Genomic DNA, 17,739 nt, shown 5'->3' with positions numbered 1-17,739 from the left:
CTTAGGATAATCGCCAATTGATGGCTGCAGTCTGGCACAATCCCCTTTCAGGCTCCAGCATCCTAATACCAAATTCCTGTATGACATTGAGGTAGAACATGGAAACTCTGGTTAAGTTAGTGCCGTTACCCCATGATTTGTGGGTGTACGTACTGATTGACGTGGCTCTGGCTTTGTTGCTTTTGCTGATTATGAAGTGGACCAATCGCACCCGTACCAGCGTTTCCGTTAGTGATGAATTGGGCGTTAAAGATAATTTTGCTTTTGGTATCAGTATTGCCGGCGGCATGTTGTCACTGTGTATCGTGCTTAGCTCTGTGGTTGGACGCCATGTTGGGCAAGGCTATGAAAGTGCTGCACTGGGTATGTTGATGTTTGGCTTTGTGGGTATTGTACTGGTGAAATTCGGCCGTTTTGCGCACGACAAAATTGTGCTGGATGCGGTTGATACACAATACAAAATCAGTGACCGCAGTGTCAGTGTTGCACTGGTTGATGCCTCAAGTGTGGTCGCCAGTGCGATTATTCTCAGAAGCATGATGGAATGGGTGGACGGTAGCGACTTAAATGCCATCATCGCGATTGTTACCGGTTTTTTGGTGGTCCTTACCATTTTATTGATCATGACCCGTATCTATGAACTGCGCTACGCGCTACAAAACCAAAACCACTCATTTCAAAGTGCACTTGAAACAGGCCAGCTTGCGTTAGCCGTTCAACATGCTGGCAACCTACTTGGCGTGGCGTTGGTTGTGTCATCTGCCGGGCAGTTCCTGCGCTACAGCCCGGAGGGCTATGTTAGCAATGTGACTGGCTGGCTGGTTACCAGTATCGCACTGGCACTGCTGTTGTGGTTGCTGGTGGCCTTTAGTAAGAAAATGCTGCTTGGAGGCGTGAATTATCAACAGGAAGTTGACCAGCAGCACAACGTGGGCGTCGCTGCCGTAGAGTTAACACTGAGCGTAGGCATGGCGCTTATTGTGAGCGGAGTGCTGAATTCATCTGCCGGATAGCTTCTGCAGTAAGTAGGCTGTTCTCTACCGGTGGTTGCAAAGTGCGTTGAATGAGCTGCTGTTTAGCGGCTCTGGAGTGGCGTTTTATCCAGGCCTCCAACTGCAGCGCGACGGATTTGTTTGCGACTTCAAAAACGCATTCAAATTGCAACGGGCCTTTTCCTCTCAGCGCTTTGGCGCCGCCTTTGATAAGGCCACTGTGCTGACGAATGCGCCTGGCCGGGTTGTTCGTAATACCCGTGTACAATACGCCCTGCGCGGTGCTAATTATATACACATACCAAACTGTCATGAATTGGCTCTACACTACCTTTCGCTGTTATACTGCCGGCACTAGTGTAACTAAATAGACAAAAATGACACTTCCTGATTTTAGCCAAATTCGTATTCTGGTCGCGGGCGACGTAATGCTGGACCGTTACTGGACAGGCGCGACTGCGCGTGTATCCCCTGAAGCACCGGTACCGGTTGTTAATATTAATGATATTGAAGACCGCCCGGGTGGCGCTGCAAACGTAGCTATAAACCTGGCTTCGTTAGGCGCATCGGTCTCCTTGTTGGGTCTGGTAGGGCAGGATGACAACGCCAATATTCTGCAAACCCGTTTAACCGGCTATGGCATTGAATGTTTTTTCACGCCTTGTGAACAGTTCGATACCATCACCAAGTTAAGGGTAATGAGTCGCAACCAGCAATTATTGCGAATGGATTTTGAAAAGTCCTTTGCCAGTGTCGATAAATCGGCGCTGGTTGAAGCCTTTGCGGCGCAGCTCGACAGCTGTGACCTGGTGATTCTGTCTGATTATGCCAAAGGCACCCTCAGTGATCCTCAGGCGTTGATTCAGTTAGCCATCGCCAAGGGTAAACCTGTTGTAGTGGATCCGAAAGGCAGTGATTTTAGCAAATACCGACAGGCGACATTGATCACGCCAAACTTGGCTGAGCTTAGTGCCGTGGTTGGGGAAGTAGACAGCGAAACCCAACTGGTAGAGAAGTCAGGTGCTCTGTGTGAAAGCCTGTCTCTGGACGCGTTGTTGGTGACACGCTCAGAACAAGGCATGACGTTGTTCCAGCCGCAACAGCCTGAATTCCATTTACCAGCAAAAGCCAAAGAAGTGTATGACGTCACGGGTGCTGGTGATACCGTCATTTCGACTCTCGCAGCTTGTATGGCCGCGGGCGAGACGCTGCAACAGTCGTGTGTACTGGCTAATTTGGCAGCAAGCATTGTGGTAGGCAAGTTGGGTACTTCAACGGTATCGACCACCGAACTAGCGGTTGCTGCGGGTCAGCAGTCCCATCCAGACGGCGGGGTGATGAGCGAAGAGCAACTGGTGCTGGCTATTGAAGCGGCGAAGCGTCGTGGTGAGCGGATTGTTATGACCAACGGGTGCTTTGATATTTTGCACGCCGGACATGTTTCGTACCTCGATGCTGCAGGGCGGTTGGGCGACAGATTAATTGTTGCTGTCAATACCGATGCGTCTGTACAGGCGCTGAAGGGCCCTGGTCGACCGGTAAACAACGTTCAGCGCCGTATGGCTGTCCTTGCAGGACTCAGTGCGGTTGATTGGGTAGTGCCGTTTAGCGAGGACACACCGGAACGCTTGATTAGCCGATTATTGCCTGATGTTCTGGTAAAAGGCGGTGACTATAAAGTTGAAGAGATTGCCGGTGGTAAGGCGGTGATGGACAATGGCGGTTCAGTGGAAGTACTGCACTTTGAAGAGGGCGTCTCTACAACCGGCATTATTGATACCATTGTGAAGCGGCAAAGCTTTCAACAGCAATAAACATCAGGGGCGAGAGTAATCGCCCCTGTTTCATTGTAAACGGTGAAATTCATCGTTGAGATAATGCACAAGTGGCAGCTTTAGGATAAGCTTAACAAAATCGCGCAAACGCGCCTCATGAAACACTAGCGGTAGTAGCAATCAATGTACGAAAGTTATTATGGACTTAACTCAAAGCCGTTTCAGCTGACTCCGGACCCGGCTTTCTTTTTCGCCAGTAAGTGGCACAAACGGGCCATGTCTTACCTGCAATACGGATTGTCGCAGGCTGAAGGATTTATCGTGATAACCGGTGACATTGGTACCGGGAAAACAACCATAGCAAACAGTTTGTTGGCCGATATTGAAGACGACATCGTGGCGGCCCAAATTGTAACGCCGAAATTGTCTCCCGATGAATTGGTTAAAATGGTTGCTGCGAAGTTTGAAATTGATGTGGCCGGTAAAACCAAAGCGGATATTTTAAAGGACCTGGAAAATTTCTTATTTGCTCTCAGCACACAAGGTCGTCGGGCACTGTTGTTGGTGGATGAAGCGCAGAACCTGCCGCTGGAAACCATTGAAGAACTGCGCATGCTGTCTAACTTCCAACAGGCAGGCAAACCCTTGTTACAAAGTTTCCTGTTGGGGCAGGAAGAGTTACAGCCTATTCTGCGCGCACCCAACATGGAGCAGTTTCGCCAGCGTATTGTCGCCTCCTGTCACCTTGCGCCATTGACCCTGGAAGAAGTACAGTCCTACATTGAATACCGCCTGCAACACGCGGGTTGGAACGGGACACAGCTTTTCTCTGCTGAGGCCTACGAGCACATTTATAAATTTACCCGTGGTGTACCCAGAAAAATAAATACGCTGATGGACCGTATTCTGCTTTACGGATTTTTAGAGGAACTTGAGGTTCTCGATGAAACGGCGGTAGACGCGGTTATCGATGAAGTTCGCGAAGAAATGTTTGTGCCTGACACACCAGCAGCACCAGAGGAGCCGGAAGTTGCTGAAGAGCAAGCAGAGCCTACAAACAACGAGAACGCTCAGTCAGGCAAGCCACAGCGCTTAATCACGCCGAATGGCAATGAAGTGAAGGACGCTGAATACTACAAGGCCATGCTAGGTGAACTAGTGGATGCGCTTGATGACGCTATTAGCCACAAGATAAAACTCACCCAGTACATCGATAAGTTACTGAAGAAGAAGTACCGTACTTATGTCAGGTTGAAGTCTGATGATTAATGTTGTGTGGTAAATACAGCAATCTAACGTAAATTGAAAAAGGCCCGATAGGGCCTTTTTGCTTTTTTAGTGAGTTGCCAGGTCTAACGCCGGTTAGACTGCATTCGGTATGTCAGGCCCAGAGTGATGCGCGTTTCGTTGATCGTAAATGACGGTGTCGAAATATCACGGTTGTCTTCACTGTCCAGGTAGCGAATTTCCGCGTTTACCGATAACCCTCTGGACAACTGATTGCGCAAGCCAAGGGTATAAACTGAATTATCCGACTCGCCGTCAACACCATTTAACTCAGTATCGAAAATCGAATACTGGGCTCTGGCATACAGGTTACTTCTGGCGCCAGCTTGCAGGCTGGCATTCACGCCCAGTACTTTCTGGATTTGCTGGCGGTCATTTTCGCTGTAGGTTGTGTCAATGTAGCGAGCGTCAAACGACACGCGTAACTTACGCTTTTGGAACCCGAAGGTAGAGCTCAATTGACGACGTAATACTACTTGCTCAGTGACTTCCGTAATGACCTCGGAGAACTGGACTGTCTGTTCTCCCGGCTGTAATTCATAGTCAAGCGTATCGGGCTGGAAACAGTCGATAATATCTACGGCGCCGGCAGGGCAAACAAATGTGCCGGCATCGGCAAAATCAAACAACAGGCTGGAGTAGGTTGTTGTGCTTTCCTGGTATGACACCGATGCTCTGGCCGCCCGGGTGCCGTAGTTAAACGTGAAGCTACCAGCGTCGCCGTAATAACGGCGTCCGTAGTCACCCGCAATACTGGTACGTGGTGAAAACTGCCATTGGGTTGATACACCAACAAAGGTTTCGCCGTCATCGTTGCCGTCGGTGGATATTTTATTAGCGGTTACCGTAAAGAATCGTCCCGCTGCCGGGCGGTAATTTAACCCAGCGCCATAGGTATTAAAGCGCTGAAACTGGCCGCTGAACAGGCCAAACCCGCCAGACAACTGTCCGTCAGTTTCAAACTCTTCATGGGTTGCGGTTAACACCAGGCCAAAATCACCATACAGGTTATAGCCAACCTGACCGTTAGCAGACAGGGATTCGAACATGCCAAAGTCCTGTCGGTCAATTTCGCGGTAATTGGCGCTGGCATTCCAATAGGCATTGCGAAACCAGTCGCCATTATTCAGGGTCAGCGTGGCTGATGTCCCATTCGAGTCGATACCCGCATTTTGCGGATCCTGCTCATCCTCGGTAAGTGATGCGTCACTGCGGGCCTGATAATATCGCCCTGTGATATTCGCATCTACAAAATCGTTGCGAGCTACGGCTAGCGCAGCGCCAATACTGTGCGTAGTGGTTTTCGTCAGGTCCTGATTATTCAGCAAAAAATCCGACGAGGTATAAGTACCCGGGCGGACGGATTGATAACCCTGTGAGCCCTGAGCAAAAATCTGAAAGACACTGTCAATAACGCTCAATGTGCCGTTGTAATTAAACTCGGTGAAACTGTCGGAGCGACTGCCTGCATCCAGTTCAAACCGTTGATACAGATGGGTAGCAGACACATTAGCATTGAGTTTTTTACTGAGATAACTGGCCACCACAGTGGGTGATATTTGCAGGGTGTCTCTGTCTTCGTAGCGACCAGGTGTATCGTCTGAAGAATCCAGAGATTGATGCACAAGTGACGAATTAACGGATCCGGTAATTTGCACATCAGCAACGGCAGCCGTACTGAATACAGCTGCACACAAGGTTGCGATAAGTGCCGGGCGAAACTGCTCAATCCTTTTCACAAGCTATCCTTATCGCTGATTAATCACGAGGTTCGCTGCCATAATAGTAACCATAGTAGTTACCATTTTCGGCGCTTTCATTAACGGCTTTATTCACGACAAATCCGACGGCCATGTCCGGGTTTAATCGATCGACAATCGAGTTGATATCGTTGAGCTTTGTTCTGCCTTCTTCCGTAACTATTACGGCTTGTCCTGCAAAACTCGCCAGAATTGCTGACTCATTAATACCGATCAAAGGTGGAGTATCAATAATTACAATACGGTCGGGATACCGATTTGAGAACTCGTCAATGGTATACGCCATCCTTTCACTGGCAAGCAGTTCGGTTGAAAGGTGGTGAGTCTGGCCCGCTGGGATAATACGTAATTTGTCGACATTAGTACGATACAGTACATCAGCAATGTCTTTGTCTTCGTCGAGCAGATACTCCATCAGACCATCCTGATGGTCAACGCGGAGTGTGCGCGTCACATTGGGTTTCAATACGTCTGCATCAACCAATAACACGGTTTTGTCTTGCTCAGATGCAATACTCAAGGCAAGGTTTATTGCGGTAAACGTCTTACCCTCAGACGGTCTGGCACTGCTCACCATGATGATGTTGCTGTTGTTCAGTGTTTTGGACAATGCGCCAAACGCGTTTTTAAGCAACTTGCGCTTAATTTCACGGTATTCCTCGTTAATCAGCTTCCGTGCATTGCTTACTGATACAAAGCCGCGTTCGTCCAGACTTTCAAGGTCCAGAGTCAGTGTTTTTACTTCCGGCGATGGAGGTGCTGATTCAGAAGCGCTGCTGGTGGGCGGAGTCACAGGCGCGCTAGGTGTCTCTGTAACCGGCGGCACAGCTGGCGCGGTTTCTACCTGACTCGCTGGAGCCGGCGTCTGTTGAGCTTGCTTTTCAAGTGTTCGTTCTATTGTCGATGCTTTGGGGGCTTCAGGCTGCTCTGCTGCTGCCTGAGCTTGCTCCGCTTTGCGTTTCGCTGCCGCTTCTTGTTGCTTTTGCAAGGCTTTTTCAATGCTGTTACCCATTATAAGAACCTCTCTACTAAATTAACGTGGGCAATTTCAGCGGCGACTAACACAGCGTACATGGACACAATGGCGCCCGATGACAGGATGAAGACAAACACTCTGAAACGATTTTTTCTTTGGATTTGTTTAAGGTTAAGGTGAGTCACAGCACCAAGTACAGGGAACGACGTTAGCTTGGTTAACTGACTGCCTCGAACCAAAACTGGACGAAGTTGACTGATCAGAAATGCCAGACCAATACCGACACCGAAGCCCATAATTAAAATACCTGTGTAGAACATCAGGCGTTTCGGACCCGTTGGCTGGTCAGGTACCAGTGGCGGTTCGATAGTACGGAATTGTAATTCCTCAGACGAGACATCTGCCCGACGAGACAGTTCTGCGGCTTCTTTGCGCTGCAACAACTCTTCGTATTTTTGCTTGGTAATACCGTAATCACGATTGAGCGCCGTTGATTCAGCTTCAATCTGCGGTACCAAATCGATTTTATTTTTTAGTTCCTGAATCTTCGCGTTGTAGTCTGTTTCGCGCACTTTCAGCGATGCGATTTGTCCTTCTACGCGACTGATTTCCAGTTTGATTTCGGTTGCCAGTGGACTCAGGTTTGCAGTGTCTTCTTCATCACCCGCTTCGCTAAAGAAGGCCTGGATTTCTTCTTGTCTGGATTTTTCAAGTGAGGCGAGCAGGCTTTGCGCTTCAATAACATCAGGGTGTTTGTCGGTAAAACGTAAGCGAAGCTGATCAATTTGTTCTTCCAGCGTTTTGATACGCTCATCGTAACGCGTTGTAATAACAGGCGCATCGGATGAACCTTGTCTTACGCCGAATCCGTCAGACAGCTTGCCGCTGCTGAGCTGGCCCTTTAACGAGGTAACCTGTTGCTCGAGTTCTCTGATTTGTAACTTAGTTGCTTCAAGCTCGCGAGTTACACCCTGAAGATTAGAATAAAACGAACCTTGCACTGGCAGGATGTCATTGTATCTGCGCTGGAAGTCAGCTAAACGTTGTTCAGCTTCAATCAGTCGGGTTTCGTATTCGGCAATTTGCTCTTCAAGGAAACGACTGGCGGTGTCAGTATCACGGCGGTTATTACCCAAACTGCCTTCTACAAACAAGTCCAGGGTTTCCTGAACGACGCGCTTGGCTAATTCAGGATCTTTATTTGAGTAGGAAATGGTGTAGATATTGTTACGGCCGGTGCGATTTAGCTTGATACTGTTACTCAAATTAGTAATCAGCCTGCTGTAAGCATCCGCGTTGTTCACCGTGATATCAAGGTCGGATTCCCGCGCGATGATTTCAACATTTGAACGGCTTAATAACGTTTGCGCCATCATGGCGATTTCTTGCTGAGGGTTGGTTTGGATCGCGAGACCACTCAGCAACGGCTGAAGCATTGAGCGCGTATCTACGAAGACTACGGCTTCCGATTTGTATACATCGGGCATCATAGCAATGTAACCGAATCCAACCGGGCAAATTAGCCATGAGCACAGCATGATGTAGCGTTTTTTTAGCCAGATTCCCCGAATATAATCGAGGATCATTTCTATTGTTTGTTGCAATTCCTGCATGTTTTTGTCCGTTTACCGCTCGAAAGACTTAAAAAGAAACATTTCGTTTCTAGAACCAGGCTTCAGGAATGATGACGATGTCGCCAGGCAGCATATCGACATTTTTACTGATATCACCGTCGCTGATTAAGTCTTCAATGGCAATTTTGAATGTAGTTTGACGGCCGTCTACGACACGGATGAGTTTGGCGTCGTTTCCGTCAGCAAATTCAGTCAGACCACCCACAGCAATCATGAGGTCGAGCAAGGTCATGTGCTCGGTGTAGTTTATTGCGCGCGGGTTTGTTGCTTCACCAATTACACGTACCTGCTCGCTCAATGGGCCAGAGAAGCCATTTACGCTTACTGTCACGCGAGGGTTGTTGATGTAGGTCGCCAGTTTTTCTTCGATTTCACGGGCTAACATGGTCGGCGTACGGCCGGACACATCCAAATCTTCTACCAGCGCAGTGGTTACCTTGCCGTCAGGGCGAACAATAAAGCTGCCTGAAATTTCAGGGTTACGCCAAACGAATATAGTCAGACTATCGCCTGGACCTATGAGATATTTGTAGTCGTTAACATCCGTTGTCAATGAAGGACGGGTAGTTGCCTGAGGCAGGTTACTAGTGCCACTACATCCCGTCAGTAAAGTCCCCAGTGCAGCTGCAACGATTAATAACCTGGTGTTTACCTTATCCATGCTTCTCTATCCTGTGCGTACTAAATCAAGTCCAGTGACGACTATTACCTGTCTGATTTTTTATTTTTCAGGGCAGGAAATGCGCCTGTTAATTTAATTTTAATTACTAATATAAAGCGATAGTGTGCAATTAGTCTATCTCAATCGCAAAAATTGTCATATGATAAATCCCAAACGCAGGTAGTGCGGCACTCAACAGACTTAGTAAAAGACAATATGGCAGTTGCAAAAAACAGACAAAATAAGCGCTCCAATGCGTTAGTAATCACGGAAGCGTTACTTGTTTCGTATGTGGGGTACATCACGAGTTTTATTCTGGTCCAGTTAGATTTGATTGCTGAGCCGGGGATTGAAAATTTAACCATCAATATTTTCCTGGTTACATTAGCTGTATTACTTTGTTCTCTATCTGTTGGTCTGTACGAAGCCAAACTGCGGGAGACCTTCCGCGGGATAATTCGGCGTATCTTTGTTAGTTTAGGTATCAGTTATTTTATTGTTGAAGTGCTGACCGGTACGCTGTTTTCCAGTCTGGACATGCATTCCTATTATTTACCCACCGCAATTTGTCTGAATATTATTGCGTTGGTGTTTTTCCGTTATTTCACTAATCGATTGGGGCTACTTGGTCTGGGTAGGGTCCGCCTGATGGTACTGGGAGCGGGTGAAAGAGCCTCGATCATCGAAAAGCGCATGCGTCGTGACGTAGATCGCTTGGGCTTTGAATTACTCGGTTTTGTACCTGTGCCTGGTGATAACCGCGAGGACGGGATTAAAAACGAAAAAATCATTCACGTAAAAGTGGACGAGAATCTGCGCAACTTCGTGGTTGAAAACGATATAGAAGAGATTGTGATAGCGTGTGACCAGCGCCGAGGCACACTGCCTATAGAAACCTTGTTCGATTGCCGTTTACGCGGCATAGAAGTAACCGACCTGCTTGACTTTATGGAGCGGGAAACGGGTCAGATTGCCGTTAATCTGATGTACCCGAGTTGGGTCATTTATTCTAACGGTTTCCATTCTCAGAATTACCTGCGTGATGCACTGGACTACAGTGTCAATGCGGTCCTGGCCTTGTTTGTGCTGATTTTCGCCTGGCCATTTATGCTAATTACTGCGTTGATCATCTATCTCGATGATGGTCGTAGAACCGGCACATCGGTGTTTTACAAGCAGGAGCGGGTAGGGCAAAACGGCCGGTTGTTTAAAATAATTAAGTTCAGAAGTATGCGGCCGGATGCGGAAAAAGACGGCGCGAAGTGGGCATCGAAAAACGACGATCGGGTAACGCGTATTGGCCACTTTATTCGAAAATACCGGATTGATGAACTGCCGCAGTTGATTAATGTATTCCGTGGCGAGATGTCTTTTATCGGTCCGCGCCCGGAGCGTCCGGAGTTTGTTGAGCAACTGGTCAAAGAAGTTCCTTATTACAATCAGCGGCACAACGTTAAGCCTGGTTTGGCCGGGTGGGCACAGCTAAATTACCCCTACGGGGCGAGTGTTGAAGATTCAATGGAGAAATTGAAGTTCGACCTGTATTACGTTAAGCATCAAAGCTTATTACTGGATATTCTGATTTTGATAAGGACTGTTGAAATCGTGTTGTTTGGAAAAGGCAGGTAATAATGAATATGCCTGTGTTGGATAACCGCCTGAATGCAATGACAGTTGACGTTGAGGACTATTTTCAGGTCTCTGCGTTTGAGTCAGTGCTTAAACCCTCTGACTGGTCGTCAATTCCGCTGCGTGTAGAAGAAAATACGCACCGGTTGTTGGATGTTTTTGCAGAGCATAATGCCAAGTCTACGTTTTTTACATTGGGATGGGTCGCACAGCGCTGCCCAACGCTCATTAAACGCATTGTGGAAGAAGGCCATGAACTGGCGAGCCACGGATTAAATCACCGCCGGGCGACCACAATGACACGCGATGAATTTATCGACGATGTGAAGACCAGCAAAGCCATCCTGGAGGATGCGGGCGGTGTTGCGGTAAAGGGCTACCGTGCTCCCAGCTTTTCCGTCAACGATGATAATCAATGGATTTACGAAGTCCTGGTTGAACTGGGTTTTGAATATTCCTCCAGTACCTATCCGATCTCGCATGACTTATACGGCGTACCAGAGTGGCCTCGCTTTAAATATCAGCGTCCGGAAGGAATAACGGAAATTCCAATTCCAACAATAGTCAAAAACGATAAAAACGTTGGTATTGGTGGCGGCGGTTATTTCCGGTTGTATCCGTATTGGCTGTCACGCAAGCGCATTCAAGCTTTTATGCAAAGTGAAACAGCGCCGTACAGTTTTTATTTCCACCCATGGGAAATTGACCCGGGTCAGCCTAAAATAGCCAATGCGCCGCTGAAGTCTAAGATTCGACATTACATCAATCTTGGGCGCATGGAAGGTAAACTCAAACGCCTGCTCAGTGATTACCGCTGGGGTACCATGGCCGACGCTTACGAGCTCAAATAAGGGTAGCAGTAGTATGCAGGAGCAATCAGTCACAGGCAGTGGCGCCTATCCGGTCCGTCTTACATTTTCCGCTGTTACTGTGCTTATGCTGGTTGTTCTGGCCGCCTGGGCACTGGTCTTTCACAAGGGATTGGTCTCAGCGGTTGCCATTTGGTATGGCTCGGACATCTTTAACCATTGTATGTTCGTGTTGCCTGGGGCCTTTTACCTTATCTATCTGAAGCGCGACGCATTACTGAACACCCCGATTAAGCCCAGTATGTGGACGTTGATTTTTATCGCTCCCCTTGTCGCCTTGTACGCTGTCGGCTTAGCCGGGGATGTCCAAATCTTCATGCATGCGGCTATGTTCACACTCCTTCCGGTGTTGTACTGGTTTGTACTGGGAACGAAAGCTGCCAGAACCATTTTGTTTCCCCTTGTATTTATTTTATTTTGTATTCCAATTGGCGAGGAACTTGTCCCCCTCTTACAGCAAATAGCGGCAACGTTCTCCGTACAGTTGCTGGAGCTCAGTGGCGTGCCGGTCTTTCGCAGTGGATTGTATATTGAGATTCCTAAAGGCCGTTTCCTGGTTGCAGAAGCCTGTTCTGGTATCAGCTTTTTTATAGCTTCTCTGGTTATCGGTAGTTTGTACGCTTATTTGAATATGCAGGCACCCTGGCGCAGGGCGTCGTTTGTATTGTTGTCTATCGTCTTTCCCGTTGCGGCGAATATTGTGCGGGTTTACGGCATTATCATGATCGCACATATGTCCGATATGAAATACGCGGTAGGTGCCGATCATCTGATATACGGTTGGTTTTTCTTTGCTTTTGTAATCATTTGCTTATTGGCATTAGGTGAGTTTATTCGTGAGCGCGCGCCTAAATCGACGGCTGACGACATTGCAGACTCGAATGAGAGAGTTGAGCAACACAGTGGCCAGGCAATTTCGGCATACGGTAAAGCCGGATTAGCGGGTTTTTCCGCAGTCATGGTGCTGTCTACAGTGTGGTTTCAGTTTATCCAATCGGCACTGCCTGAGGCGTTAAACAAGGCATATACCTTCAACCGCGCGACTGAGGACGTCGTTGATGATGCGTCAATGCGTTTGCCGTGGCAGGTGAAATATCGCCGTGCGACCGCAGAGCGTTATTTGTTGATGGACGCAGATGCCAGTGCTGAGATCACGATTTATCAGGCTTTCTACGCCGCAGGGCAAGGGGAGTTGATCAGTTCAATCAATCGGTTTTACGACCAGGACAACTGGACCAAGGTCGAAGATATAAAAATAGACGCGTTAGACAAGCCCTATAGTATGGAGCTTATTTCTTCTCCGAGCGGGCAGTTGCGCTTGATGGCTTATTGGTTTGTGCTTAACCAGTCTGTCTATGCTAACCAGCGTGAAACCAAAATTGCACAGATTGCGAAGACGTTGTCGGGTGAGCCAGCTCATGGCGGTGTTGTTGCACTTTCAATGGAAGTGGAGCGACGTGAATTAGCCCGTCAACAGGCCCAGCTAAGTGCGTTTATTGAAAAACAGTACGCGTCGTTAAGTGATGATGTGAGATTAGGGCAATAAGCAAAGCTATTGCGCTATTGCCGCTCTGACGGCTGGCCGGTATTCAGGCGGAAAGCGTTCAATAAGCGTCGACACTTGTAAGGGCGTTAACTTATCAGCATTGTGGTTGTTTGTGACGGTGGCGCCACCACCGTTACGGCGCCGTATACGTTTGTTCGTGGTATTGTTAGTGATTTCTACACGCTGAGTTGCTGGAAATCGGTATTCAATACTGTTGGGATAGCTGTGATATTGCAGAACCCAGTTACCGCTTACAATGGTATCGGGCGAACTTTCCAGCGTGATACCCGCATCTGCATAAGGGTGGCCATTGTCAGCGTGTATTATCCAGTTATCTTTTATCACCCCACCTTGGTTCCCCTTATTGGCCATGCCAAAGCCAATGCCACGATCACTGTTTACAATGATGTTGTCTTCCACAGTAATATGTCCGCTGCTATACCAAAGATGGATAGCGTGTTCAGCTACGCGCTTGGCGGGGCTGGCAATCCCGTAAAACTGATTGTGTCGGATGTGCCAGTGTTGTCCCAAGTGCAGGTCAATGCCGCCAATATAATATTGTGGGCCAATACCTGCTGAATAAGCGAAGGTGCTATACTCAACGACTCCGAAGTCAGCAGCCTCCGGCTGTCCAGGCCGATGGCTGACCTTTAATAATTGCTCATAGCTGTCGCGTAGCACAGAACGCGACAAGTGGAAATAATCTGCATTGTTTTCACCCGCTACCTGAATAATGTGATTCGGCGCTTGTTCTGCAGTTAAACCAATAAAACTAAAATGAGGTGCATTCACGCGTAGCAGGCTGAACACCTGGCCTGTTTGTTTCATTCCCGGACCGCGCAAGACTACGTCCTTCGCATTAAGCGATTCCGATTGCAAAGTGATCCCCGGTGCGGTGACCACAATCGGGCGGTGAATCGCGTATAGACCGCGACGCAGCTGTATGGTGGTGTTGCCGCCTACTCGATTGGCTTCGTGAATAGCCGCATAGAGTTGTTCACTACTTTCAACCGTAATATGGCGCTTAGCTTCTGCCGCAACAGTATGCATGCTGTTTAACATCAGCATACAGACGACAACTAGGAACCATCGCTTTAACATTATCATGTGTCTTTTGGCTTGCGGCTTCCCAGAACTTTAGCTGGGTTGCCCCCTACAATGGCGTAATCCGGGACATCAGAAATAACCACGCTACCAGCAGCGACAACACATTTTTTTCCGACATTTGCCATGACTAAAGCGCCGTTGCCCAACCAGGAGTCTTCACCAATCTCTACCTGAGTAAATGTACCGCCTTGTTCCCGGAGTGGTGTGTCAGGATCAGAGAAATTGTGTTGCCCTTTGCCACTCATAATATGCACACCACTGCCGAGTAAACAATTTGCCTGGATACGGCATTTGCCAATATTGCATTGCGGGCCAATATAAACGCCGTCACTGATATGTGTGTCGTGCTGAGAGAACAACGTACCAAATCCGATGACGGTATTTTGGCTGGTGTTATTAAGTACCAGGCGATAGAAAGCGGCGCGTAAATACACGCCTATCAAGCCGGGAAACAGGCTAACCATTTGCGACCAACTAGTGGTGGCCTGATCTTTGCCCATGAGTATTGATTGCAGCGTAAAACCAACCCAAAAAGGGAAGGCCAGTAATAGAAAGACCAGCCGTATGACCGACTTAATTAACGACTTCATTCGGCCTGCACCTCTTTTTCTTTTTGGTTGTCAGGCAGTAGCGATAACAGTGACTGTAACTTGCCCTGCCAGGAGTAATGTGCGGCAATGGTGTCCAATGCGGATTGCCTGACTGCCTGATAATGTGCCGGTGACGACATTAATGTTTCAATGGCGTTCAGCATCGCCTCGGGTGTATCGCCGATATGTATGCTTTCACCGTCCTGGTAAACAATGCCTTCAGCCCCCATTGATGTCGCGACGACCGGTAACCCACAAGCAAAGGCTTGTAAAATCTTATTCTGAATACCGCGAGCGATGCGGAAAGGCGCAACAAACAGGTTACTCTCATGGAAATACGGCAAAATATCATCAACAAATCCGGTTACCGTTATACCGGGCTGCTCGGCAAGCTGACGAATTTCCGGTGCTGGGTTCATACCCGCAATGGTTAAGGTAGCCTGAGGCCATGCGGAGACTACCGCTGGCCATACATGCCGATAGAACCACATCATGGCATCGACATTGGGCGCATAGTCCATTACGCCAGCGAATAGTAGCCTGGGGACGTCGACGGCTGCCGGCGTGTCGGCAGGGTGAAACTCAGTTGGATCAATGCCGTTGCCAATGGTTACTACATTGGCTTTTATTGCCGGGTTTTCTGTTTTAAACAGGGCTGTTTCTGGTTCAGCGACGAAGAAGCAGGCATCGAAGGTATTACCCACACGCTTTTCTAATCGTCTTACACAGGCAGCCTCACGCCGGTAAACCCAGCTCATGGGAAAACGTGCGGCGTTTGTGTATTGATCCCACTTGTTCGAGTCCATGTCCATAAAGTCCATGATCAGTGTTGGCTTGACGGCGCTCGTCTTAAGGACATGCGAGCGAAAGACGTAGTTTGCCATGCTGGATGCCGTGCACACAATGGCGTCTATATCGCCACCTGCCAGCACGTCATCGATTTGCGTTTGCAGCGCCCTGCTGTAAAAGTGGGCTTCACTCATTGATGCGTTGCCAAGAAAACCCAAGCCGTAACGGGCGAGTTTATTGCCCAGTGCGGCGTGATAAACCTGACAACCATACTGGTCACGCAACTGGTCAAAGTAAGGGAGTTCATCATCGTTTTCAACAGGGGCTGCAACAGAAATAGCAATGCCTTGTTGCCGTAAAAAGTTTATCTGATGGAACGAGCGTAGTTTCTCACCTTTGTTAGGGGGAAAGGGCACACGCTGAGCTAAATAAAGGCAATGCAAAAGAAATCCTTGTTGTGTCGCACTCGAACAGTAACGTTAGTGTATTACGCTTTATTGTGAATAAAAAGGCGCAATATTTTCCGATAATTCTTCATCTTACGAAAAACTCGCGTGGTTAAATAACCGATACCTTTACCTGCCTGCTGTCGAATAAATCTCCCTGGTTGAATCGCGATTTTCACGGCGAATTTGCTGTTACTCCACTTGCTATTAGGGCTGTTTGAAGCGATGGAATTGGCTCACTGCGTACAGAAACCAGTGTTTTCCTAATAAATGCTATTTAATCATCAGGTTGTAATGTGTTTATCAGGCCAACTTGCCAATAGGTAAAGACCTGCTGTGAATATGGGTTTCTTCGGCAATTCCTGTTTACAGCCGGAGGGGGCGCGGGTATTCTGCTGTTATATTTCTGTACAAATTAAAGACATAACTGGAGTTCACATTGAAAACCCTGGTGCTCAGTCAGAATTTTCCACCTGCGTCGGGTGGAAGTGGCCGATGGTTTTGGGAGCTCTATTCCCGTTTAGGTGATAATTATCTGGTCGTTGCAGACGAGCAACCGGATGTTGAAGCGTTCGATGCGCAGTCTGATCTGCCCATAACCCGCATGCCTTTATATAGCCCGCAATGGGGACTGGCCAGTCTGGAAGGGCTCAAATACTACTATCGTAGCTATCGCCGGCTTCGCAAGCTGGTAAAAGCAAACAAGATTGAAATGATACATTGTGGCCGTGTATTACCAGAGGGGCTCATGGCGTTTTTTATCAACAAAACGCTGGGTGTTCCCTATGCTTGTTACGTACATGGCGAGGACCTGGAAGCCAGTGCATTGTCACGTGAGTTAAATAGTCTCACGAAAATGGTTATGCGAAGCGCGGCAAAAATAATTTGTAACAGTCACAATAGCGCTGGCATCGTTGAGCGAGTAGATAACAGTGTGATGTCAAAAGTGGTGGTGATGCACCCAGGCGCAGATACCAACAAGTTTGTTCCATTAGCACAGCCTGATACCGGATTTCTGGCTAAAATGGGCTGGCAAAATAAGCAGCTAATTGTCACCGTTGGGCGTCTGCAGGCGCGCAAAGGGCAGGACAAGATGATCGAGGCGATGCCTCAGGTGTTATCAGTATGTCCGCAAGCGCACTATGTGGTTATAGGTCATGGCGAATGTGAGCAGTTATTGAGGGATACGGTCGAGCGACTTGGGGTGCAAGCGCATGTAGACATCCTCACTGCCTGTGACGATGACACCATGATTAAGTGCTATCAGCACTGCGATGTGTTTATTTTGCCAAACCGCACAGAAGGACAGGATATCGAAGGGTTTGGCATGGTACTGGTAGAAGCGCAAGCTTGCGCGAAACCGGTGATTGCCGGCGACTCCGGCGGCACCAAAGAAACATTGATAGCCGAGCAAACGGGTAAAATCGTAGATGCAACTAAACCTGAAGCGTTGGCCAGTGCCGTAGCGAGCTTCCTACAATCCCCTGCGCTAGCGAATGAATATGGTCGGGCGGGACGCGAGCACGCAGTCAGTCAATTCGACTGGGAGAATGCGGCCAGACGCGCTGAGCAAATCTTTAACACCATTGCCGACTAATTACAGACATTGCCCCTACACAGTGGTACTGGCAACAACTGTTGGAAAAAACAGCTATAACCGTTTGAATAATGTACAGTT

The 17,739-nt window shown here is 48.3% G+C and carries 15 protein-coding genes; 7 read left to right on the top strand and 8 right to left on the bottom strand.

Annotated elements, in window-relative coordinates:
* Window positions 1–98: 98 nt before the first annotated feature.
* Window positions 99–1,013 carry a DUF350 domain-containing protein gene (locus BUB81_RS05600; protein WP_073319574.1) on the top strand — a complete coding sequence of 305 codons (915 nt, stop codon included), beginning with the start codon at window positions 99–101 and terminating at the stop codon, window positions 1,011–1,013.
* On the opposite strand, the gene BUB81_RS05595 is transcribed toward BUB81_RS05600, so the two are convergent.
* Window positions 976–1,305, bottom strand: a complete 330-nt coding sequence (locus BUB81_RS05595; RefSeq protein ID WP_073319571.1) for a GIY-YIG nuclease family protein — start codon at window positions 1,303–1,305, stop codon at window positions 976–978. The genes BUB81_RS05600 and BUB81_RS05595 overlap by 38 nt on opposite strands.
* Window positions 1,306–1,369: 64 nt before the next feature.
* Here BUB81_RS05595 and hldE point away from each other — a divergent pair, with 64 nt between their 5' ends.
* Window positions 1,370–2,806, top strand: a complete 1,437-nt coding sequence (gene hldE / locus BUB81_RS05590) for a bifunctional D-glycero-beta-D-manno-heptose-7-phosphate kinase/D-glycero-beta-D-manno-heptose 1-phosphate adenylyltransferase HldE (protein ID WP_073319568.1) — start codon at window positions 1,370–1,372, stop codon at window positions 2,804–2,806.
* Between the two features lie 144 nt (window positions 2,807–2,950).
* Window positions 2,951–4,036 carry an XrtA/PEP-CTERM system-associated ATPase gene (locus BUB81_RS05585; protein WP_073319565.1) on the top strand — a complete coding sequence of 362 codons (1,086 nt, stop codon included), beginning with the start codon at window positions 2,951–2,953 and terminating at the stop codon, window positions 4,034–4,036.
* Window positions 4,037–4,119: 83 nt separating this feature from the next.
* Here the strand turns inward: BUB81_RS05585 and BUB81_RS05580 are convergent, their stop codons facing one another.
* Genes BUB81_RS05580 through BUB81_RS05565 form a run of 4 tightly spaced genes read right to left on the bottom strand, consistent with a single transcriptional unit; the run spans window position 4,120 to window position 9,085 of the window.
* Window positions 4,120–5,793 (bottom strand): porin family protein, encoded by a 1,674-nt coding sequence (locus tag BUB81_RS05580; protein ID WP_073319562.1) that lies wholly within the window; start codon window positions 5,791–5,793, stop codon window positions 4,120–4,122.
* 19 nt (window positions 5,794–5,812) lie between these two features.
* Window positions 5,813–6,826, bottom strand: a complete 1,014-nt coding sequence (locus BUB81_RS05575; protein WP_073319559.1) for an XrtA-associated tyrosine autokinase — start codon at window positions 6,824–6,826, stop codon at window positions 5,813–5,815.
* Complete coding sequence (locus BUB81_RS05570) at window positions 6,826–8,403, bottom strand: XrtA system polysaccharide chain length determinant (protein ID WP_073319556.1); 1,578 nt, start codon at window positions 8,401–8,403, stop codon at window positions 6,826–6,828. The genes BUB81_RS05575 and BUB81_RS05570 overlap by 1 nt, the downstream gene beginning before the upstream one ends.
* A gap of 49 nt (window positions 8,404–8,452) precedes the next feature.
* Complete coding sequence (locus BUB81_RS05565; protein ID WP_073319553.1) at window positions 8,453–9,085, bottom strand: XrtA/PEP-CTERM system exopolysaccharide export protein; 633 nt, start codon at window positions 9,083–9,085, stop codon at window positions 8,453–8,455.
* Between the two features lie 216 nt (window positions 9,086–9,301).
* On the opposite strand from BUB81_RS05565, the gene BUB81_RS05560 reads away from it, so the two are divergent.
* The 3 genes from BUB81_RS05560 to xrtA are packed head-to-tail and all read left to right on the top strand — an operon-like array spanning window position 9,302 to window position 13,129.
* Complete coding sequence (locus BUB81_RS05560) at window positions 9,302–10,714, top strand: TIGR03013 family XrtA/PEP-CTERM system glycosyltransferase (protein ID WP_073319550.1); 1,413 nt, start codon at window positions 9,302–9,304, stop codon at window positions 10,712–10,714.
* A 2-nt stretch (window positions 10,715–10,716) separates the two neighbouring features.
* Window positions 10,717–11,565 (top strand): XrtA system polysaccharide deacetylase, encoded by an 849-nt coding sequence (locus BUB81_RS05555; protein WP_073319547.1) that lies wholly within the window; start codon window positions 10,717–10,719, stop codon window positions 11,563–11,565.
* A gap of 13 nt (window positions 11,566–11,578) precedes the next feature.
* Window positions 11,579–13,129, top strand: a complete 1,551-nt coding sequence (gene xrtA / locus BUB81_RS05550) for an exosortase A (protein WP_084526257.1) — start codon at window positions 11,579–11,581, stop codon at window positions 13,127–13,129.
* Between the two features lie 6 nt (window positions 13,130–13,135).
* Here the strand turns inward: xrtA and BUB81_RS05545 are convergent, their stop codons facing one another.
* Genes BUB81_RS05545 through BUB81_RS05535 form a run of 3 tightly spaced genes read right to left on the bottom strand, consistent with a single transcriptional unit; the run spans window position 13,136 to window position 16,058 of the window.
* A complete protein-coding gene (locus BUB81_RS05545) occupies window positions 13,136–14,197 on the bottom strand; it encodes a NosD domain-containing protein (protein ID WP_073319544.1) in 1,062 nt (353 codons plus the stop codon).
* Between the two features lie 35 nt (window positions 14,198–14,232).
* The gene (locus BUB81_RS05540) at window positions 14,233–14,826 is read right to left on the bottom strand and encodes an acyltransferase (RefSeq protein ID WP_073319541.1); all 594 of its coding nucleotides are present in this window, start codon (window positions 14,824–14,826) and stop codon (window positions 14,233–14,235) included.
* Complete coding sequence (locus BUB81_RS05535) at window positions 14,823–16,058, bottom strand: TIGR03087 family PEP-CTERM/XrtA system glycosyltransferase (RefSeq protein ID WP_073319538.1); 1,236 nt, start codon at window positions 16,056–16,058, stop codon at window positions 14,823–14,825. Before BUB81_RS05535 ends, BUB81_RS05540 begins: the two co-directional genes overlap by 4 nt.
* Window positions 16,059–16,500: 442 nt before the next feature.
* Between BUB81_RS05535 and BUB81_RS05530 the strand changes: the two genes are divergently transcribed.
* The gene (locus tag BUB81_RS05530) at window positions 16,501–17,658 is read left to right on the top strand and encodes a glycosyltransferase family 4 protein (protein WP_073319535.1); all 1,158 of its coding nucleotides are present in this window, start codon (window positions 16,501–16,503) and stop codon (window positions 17,656–17,658) included.
* The last annotated feature ends 81 nt before the right edge of the window (window positions 17,659–17,739 follow it).

This window comes from Marisediminitalea aggregata, from assembly GCF_900129565.1.
In the GTDB taxonomy this organism is placed as follows: domain Bacteria; phylum Pseudomonadota; class Gammaproteobacteria; order Enterobacterales; family Alteromonadaceae; genus Alteromonas; species Alteromonas aggregata.
This window is presented reverse-complemented; position numbering and strand designations above follow the sequence as displayed.